Source organism: Vibrio sp. R15-SG3-ISO1A (assembly GCF_059833955.1).
Genome location: NZ_JCBDGH010000096.1, coordinates 118909 through 125162 on the forward strand (window position 1 = coordinate 118909; position 6254 = coordinate 125162).

Here is a 6254-nt window from a genome sequence, read left to right on the forward strand (position 1 = left end):
GGGTTTTATTCGCCCTGATTACGTGTTTATTAAACTACTACAATGCGGAGTTATTCATCATGCCTAAGATGAAAACCAACAAAGGTGCTGCTAAGCGTTTCAAGAAAACTGCTGGTGGTATTAAGTACAAGCACGCTACAAAACGTCACATCCTGACTAAGCGTACTACTAAGAACAAGCGTCAACTACGTCCTAACGCAATCCTTCCACGTTGTGAAGTGGCTGCTGTTACCCGTATGTTGCCATACGCTTAATTCTTTTTAGTTTATTTATCGTTTAGTTTAGGAGAAGCATAATGCCTCGCGTAAAACGTGGTGTACAAGCTCGTGCACGTCATAAGAAAGTTCTAAAACAAGCTAAAGGTTACTACGGAGCACGTTCACGTGTTTACCGCGTAGCTTTCCAAGCAGTTACTAAAGCTGGTCAATACGCTTACCGTGACCGTCGCGCTAAGAAGCGTCAGTTCCGTCAACTATGGATCGCTCGTATCAACGCTGCATCTCGTCAAAATGGTCTATCTTACAGCCGTTTCATCAACGGTCTTAAGAAAGCATCTATCGAGATCGACCGTAAGATCCTTGCTGACATCGCGGTATTCGACAAATCTGCATTCGCAGTACTTGTTGAAAAAGCGAAAGCAGCTCTTTAATTAGAGTTCGCTGTTAGGATTAGGAAAAGGAGAGCTTAGGCTCTCCTTTTTTATTGCCTGTCTATCGGATGCGATCTTTTGGAACAAGGCAAAACAAAACGCAGGCAAATGCCTGCGTTTTGTTGTTTCAGAGAAAGGGCGCTACTAGCTATTATTGCTTTCGCGGTACTGATATTCATAGTCGACGTTCACTAGCGCTTTATAGGCAACTTGGCCGCGTTCAGAAGCGAACTCTTCGACGGTGACCGTCATATCTTCCACTTTGATAGAAGGTAGTAGAACGTTACTTTGATGGATAGGAAGTGTACGTTTTAACTCCGATGCATCCATGGCGCGCACTTCTTCCATCAGTTTAAAGCCCGCCTCGTAAGCCATCTGCTTACTCTGATAATCACCCGTCGTCAGTGAGCGATGTGATTGGGTAGTTTGCGTTGACGCCAACACAGAAGAACTTAGGATTAACGTTGAAAGTAGAATGAGTTTTTTCATCACGGAGACTCCTTATTGGTTACCGTTGATGTCTATACTAGCGAGTGATCGATTTTGCGTCTGTCAAGGTAAGTAATTCTTATTACAGCTTGTGTAAAGAGTTTGGATACGATGCTGACGTTGGCGCAACCTAGCGTTAACAATGTCAAACTTCTATGGATTTTTGTGGTCGTATTAAAGAAGTCGGTCATGGAGTGTTGAATAGAGGTGAAGGCCTTGACCGACCAATAGCAACTTTCAAGTTTGGTATTAATATTGCTTGGTTTATCACCACTGCCAGTGCGCAGTCGTGATAAACAGAATGGACATCAGCAGTGTGTTGCAAAGGAAACCGCAATGAAGAAATTTGGACTGATGCTTTTGATCGCGCTCGGTTTAGTGGGGTGCAGTACTAAGTTTGTGTACAACAATATGGATTGGTTGTTGGTACGTTACTTACAAGACTACGTTGAACTGGACGATGACCAAGAGTCCCTCGCAAGCGAGAAGATCGCCACCTTGAGCGAGTGGCACCGTGAGCAAGAGATCCCACATTATATTGAACATTTGGATGAGTTGATGGCGATTGAGCCAGCCACGTTTACTGTCGATGATCTGATCTCTGAGCAGCAGAAGCTCGAGGCGCACACGACTCGTCTGGTCGCAAAAGTGACGCCAGAACTCTACGAACTGGCCAGCCAACTGTCTGATGAGCAAGTTGAAGAGCTCATGGACAATATCCGAGTAAAGCACACCCAGTACAAAAAACGTTACCAAGACCTTTCTGAACAAGCGATTCGGCAACGATACAAAACGCGTATAGAAGAGAATATCGAAACTTGGGTCGGTGACTTAACCGATGAACAGCAACTGATGGTTGATCAATGGGTTGCGGACATGACACTGACCAACCAAGATTGGGTCGCGCATCAGACGCGTATGCGTGTTGAGCTCAATGCCTTACTTGCTGTACGTGTCGAGCCTTCACTCTTCCAACCCAAGCTACAATCGTTGATGGATACTCCAGACAAGCTCTATAGCGCCGATTTGGAGCAAAAAATTGAATACAACCAGCAACTGTCGAGACGTTACCTGGTGACCATTATCAACAGCATGACCCCTGATCAGACTGCGCACTATCGACAAGAAATCCAGGAGTGGAAGGAGATTGCACTGTCAATTCGATGAACATTAACAGCGAGAAATCAATACCTTGGTCTAAGTTAGCCAACGCACAGTTTCGTTGCTCTTTACTTGGGCTCGCCTCGAAAACTGGTTAGATTATGGGTTTTGCAGCGAAGGTTGGAGTGGTATGGATTGGGCAGTGTTGTTCGTCGCTGGCGTGTTGGGGGGAATACTCAATAGCGTCGCTGGGGGTGGCAGTTTTATCACTTTTCCTGCGCTGATGTTTGTTGGCGTGCCGCCAATTGTTGCAAACGCCACCAATACCTTTGCCGCTTGCGCGGGTTACCTCAGTGGCGCCTATGGATTTCGTGAAGACATCGCTTCTGAAAAAAAACAAATTATTCGAATTGTTCTGGGCAGTTTACTCGGCGGAGCGTTAGGTGCTTGGTTGTTATTGAGTGTCTCAGAGCAGCAGTTTCTTGGTGCAATTCCGTGGCTGCTGCTGTTTGCTACCTTGCTGTTTATTTATGGTCATCACATTAGCGCATGGGCGTCACGTCTGGCGACACATCCGACTCGAGAAGTTCGACTTAAAAGCGTCATCTTGACACTGTTTTTGGTTTTCGTCGCGGCGTATGGCGGTTTCTTCAATGCAGGGCTTGGCGTGATTGTATTGAGCTACCTTGTGTTAGCAGGCTATCAAAATATTAATCAAATGAACGGTCTTAAACTGCTGATTTCCTCGGCGGTCTCTTTGGTGGCGATCGTTATTTTTGTCGCTGAAGGGGCAATAGACTGGCCACGTGGTATAGCGGTCATGATGGGTACACTAAGCGGCGGGTATTTGGCGGCACGTGTGTCTAGGCGAGTAGCGCAGCAAACAGTGAAGCGTTTCGTTGCGTTGTCTAGCTTGGTCATGACGGTGTACTTCTTTATTGATGTATATTGGCCTATCGACGAGTGGTGATGCGCTTTGTGCTGTGCTGACTGCCATGATCACATCTAAAGCTATTTTGAGCTTGTTTTAGGTTAATTTATCTCCTTTTCTGCCACTCTCTAACTGTACTCATGACGGAGCATCTGTCACCAATATCACCCAGTTTTCCCATTTCTTTCCAGTGATAGGAGGCGTTATGAGTAGAAAACTAGGTCGCGTGATGTCGAGCAGCCGTATGATCTGTTTTGTGGCTTTTCTCGCAGCGGTATTTGCATGGATTTTGAGTATGCCGGCGCTGTTTACGGTGTCACTTTTAGCGCTGGTGGCTAGTGGAGTACTGTATTGGGATGACGTGAAGAAAGCGCGTCAATCCTCAAAAAGATCACTCTAGCATTGCTCAAGTGGCCAGATGAAAATGGGCACATGCGAGTGTGCCCAGTGTAACGTCGGATGGCCTTACCTAGAAGAACCCAAGTGGATTCACGTCATAGCTGATGAGTAAGTTTTTGGTGTTTTGATAGTGATCCAACATCATTTTGTGTGTCTCTCGCCCGATGCCTGATTTCTTGTAGCCTCCAAAGGCGGCGTGGGCAGGGTAGGCATGGTAGCAGTTTATCCACACTCGGCCAGCTTCGATGTGACGCCCCATACGATAGGCAAGGTTGGCGTCACGAGTCCACACGCCAGCCCCCAAGCCGTAGTCCGTATCGTTGGCTATCGCGAGCGCTTCTGCTTCATCCTTGAACTTGGTGATCGCAATGACAGGACCGAAAATTTCCTCCTGGAAGACACGCATTTTATTGTTGCCTTCAAGGAGTGTTGGTTGGATATAGTAGCCAGAGGCAATGTCGTCACTTTGTGGGGCCACTTCTCCGCCGAACACCACATTTGCCCCCTCTTGGCGGCCAATTTCCAAATAGCTCAGAATCTTGTCAAATTGCTCTTGAGAGGCCTGTGCTCCGACTTGTGTGTCCGTATCAAGTGGGTTGCCTTGTTGAATGCTCTTTGCTCGCTCTGCGACTTTGGCAATGAACTGGTCATACACGGCTTCGTGCACCAAGACACGAGAAGGGCAAGTACAGACTTCGCCCTGATTGAAGAAAGCGAGCAATGTGCCTTCTATACATTTATTTAGGTACTCATCCTCGTGTTCAAAGATGTCAGGGAAGTAAATATTGGGCGATTTACCGCCCAGCTCAACGGTTGATGGTATTAAGTTATCCGCGGCGCATTTGAGGATATGGTTACCGACTTCTGTTGACCCCGTAAAGGCCAGTTTGGCGATTCGGTTACTGGTAGCAAGTGCTTGACCTGCTTCATTGCCGAAGCCGTTGACAACATTAATGACTCCCGCCGGGATTAAGTCACCAATTTTTTCCATCAAGAGTAAGATGGACGTGGGTGTTTGTTCGGCCGGCTTTAATACCACACAGCAGCCCGCGGCAAGCGCTGGCGCAAGTTTCCATGCCGCCATGAGCATGGGGAAGTTCCATGGGATGATTTGACCAACAACACCAATCGGCTCAGGAAAGTGATAGCTTGCGGTTGTGGCATCCAGTTCGGCGGCGCTGCCTTCTTGTGCTCGGATACAGCCAGCGAAATAGCGGAAGTGGTCGACAACTAACGGTAGATCAGCGGCCAGCGTTTCACGTACCGGTTTTCCGTTCTCCCAAGTCTCGGCCACGGCCAGTTCTTCAAGGTTAGCCTCGATGCGATCTGCGATTTTAAGCAGGATGTTGGCGCGTTCAGTGACGCTCGTGGATGCCCATGCCGAGCGAACGTGGTGCGCCGCGTCGAGTGCGAGTTCGATATCTTCGGCGGAAGAACGTGCGACTTGGCAATACACTTTGCCATTGACGGGAGAGACGTTGTCAAAGTATTTGCCGCTGACTGGTTTCACCCATTCTCCTCCGATGTAGTTGTCGTAGTGAGACTTGAAGTTCGTAAGTGAACCTTGAGTTCCGGGTTGAGCATAGATCATGTGAAGTCCTTTTGTTTCTCGTTCAGATTACTGGTAGCGCTGGGCGCTATCGTTATTGTTCTGGGTAGATTGTTCATGTGTATCAAATCGGCGAAGGTACTGATCTTCGAATCTATCGCACGGTGTTTTAAACACATGGACAAGAAATACTTAGGCAAATCACAGACCAAGTGTTAAAAACTTGTTGTAAATATGTTGTCGAGCTAGAGTTTCCAATAATGTAACGGTGTTATGGGTGCGAGTTTTTTGCGCTTTGGAAAGCGGGCAGGAATGTTCAGCTGTTCCAAATTGACACATCTGATTGTTGACTATTGGAGCAGGTATGCAGCTGCGATCGATGAACACGCAAGACTGGTTGGCTTCTTCTTGGACACGCAGTAGCCATGCGGGTCTAAGAGAAGTGAGGAAGCCAGAAGACATTACGTTAAGCAAAGCGAAATTGGATGAACGTCGCTTTCAATGTCGTGAGGTCATTGAGGCGGTGGAAACCAGTGCGCTTCCTCTGTTCAATCAAGTGATGGCTCGCACAGACAGTCGTTTGATCTTGACCGATCCACAGGGCGTGATTCTCGCGACTTGGGGACAAGATAAATTTCGCGATAAATTAGCGGCCATTTCACTCGGCACAGGTTCGTGTTGGTTGGAGCATGTTAAGGGAACCAACGCCATCGGTACTGCGATCCATGAACGTCGCGCGCTCACCATCGTTGGGGAGCAACATTACATCAAACATCACCGATTCATCAGTTGTTCGGCGAGCCCACTCTTCAATCATCAAGGTACCTTGGTTGGTATCTTGGATGTCACTAGTGAGCAGAAAACCCACGATGCCACCGAGCAGTTACTGGTGCAAAATATGGTTCAGATGGTGGAAAACCGATTGTTAGCCTCTGTACCTGACGGTGCTGTGCAACTCAACTTAGCTACAGACTCTTCCTTCCTCAGTTCTGGCTGGCAAGGCATAGTGATTGCTGATGAGCGAGGTAAGGTCTTGGCCCACAACCCAGTGGCTTCACAGCTAATACGTCACTCTGGTTTAATTGGCATGTCGGTTGAGCAAGTACTTGAGCAATCACAACGCCAGCAAGGCTTAA

General features: G+C 47.7%; 8 protein-coding genes. 6 read left to right on the forward strand and 2 right to left on the reverse strand.

Translation table 11 applies throughout. The annotated features are described in order from the left end of the window. Window positions 1-59 precede the first annotated feature (59 nt). Complete coding sequence (gene rpmI / locus AC6R0L_RS17765; protein WP_140131889.1) at window positions 60-254, forward strand: 50S ribosomal protein L35; 195 nt, start codon at window positions 60-62, stop codon at window positions 252-254. A gap of 41 nt (window positions 255-295) precedes the next feature. Continuing rightward, complete coding sequence (gene rplT, locus AC6R0L_RS17770) at window positions 296-649, forward strand: 50S ribosomal protein L20 (protein ID WP_009841742.1); 354 nt, start codon at window positions 296-298, stop codon at window positions 647-649. A 144-nt stretch (window positions 650-793) separates the two neighbouring features. Here rplT and AC6R0L_RS17775 read toward each other — a convergent pair whose 3' ends face one another. After that, the gene (locus AC6R0L_RS17775; RefSeq protein ID WP_487901599.1) at window positions 794-1138 is read right to left on the reverse strand and encodes a DUF3316 domain-containing protein; all 345 of its coding nucleotides are present in this window, start codon (window positions 1136-1138) and stop codon (window positions 794-796) included. Between the two features lie 336 nt (window positions 1139-1474). Between AC6R0L_RS17775 and AC6R0L_RS17780 the strand changes: the two genes are divergently transcribed. From AC6R0L_RS17780 to AC6R0L_RS17790, 3 genes are all read left to right on the forward strand, one after another. Continuing rightward, window positions 1475-2305 (forward strand): DUF6279 family lipoprotein, encoded by an 831-nt coding sequence (locus tag AC6R0L_RS17780; RefSeq protein WP_500630002.1) that lies wholly within the window; start codon window positions 1475-1477, stop codon window positions 2303-2305. Between the two features lie 124 nt (window positions 2306-2429). After that, window positions 2430-3209: a sulfite exporter TauE/SafE family protein gene (locus AC6R0L_RS17785; protein WP_334551632.1), complete on the forward strand. Its 780-nt coding sequence runs from the start codon at window positions 2430-2432 to the stop codon at window positions 3207-3209. Window positions 3210-3375: 166 nt separating this feature from the next. Beyond that, window positions 3376-3570: a hypothetical protein gene (locus tag AC6R0L_RS17790; RefSeq protein WP_487901596.1), complete on the forward strand. Its 195-nt coding sequence runs from the start codon at window positions 3376-3378 to the stop codon at window positions 3568-3570. A 69-nt stretch (window positions 3571-3639) separates the two neighbouring features. Here AC6R0L_RS17790 and exaC read toward each other — a convergent pair whose 3' ends face one another. Continuing rightward, entirely contained in the window at window positions 3640-5160 is a 1521-nt protein-coding gene (gene exaC, locus AC6R0L_RS17795) for an acetaldehyde dehydrogenase ExaC (RefSeq protein WP_500630003.1), read from the reverse strand. 322 nt (window positions 5161-5482) lie between these two features. On the opposite strand from exaC, the gene AC6R0L_RS17800 reads away from it, so the two are divergent. Then, window positions 5483-6254: GAF domain-containing protein (locus AC6R0L_RS17800; RefSeq protein WP_500630004.1), on the forward strand; the 772-nt coding region annotated here is incomplete at its 3' end.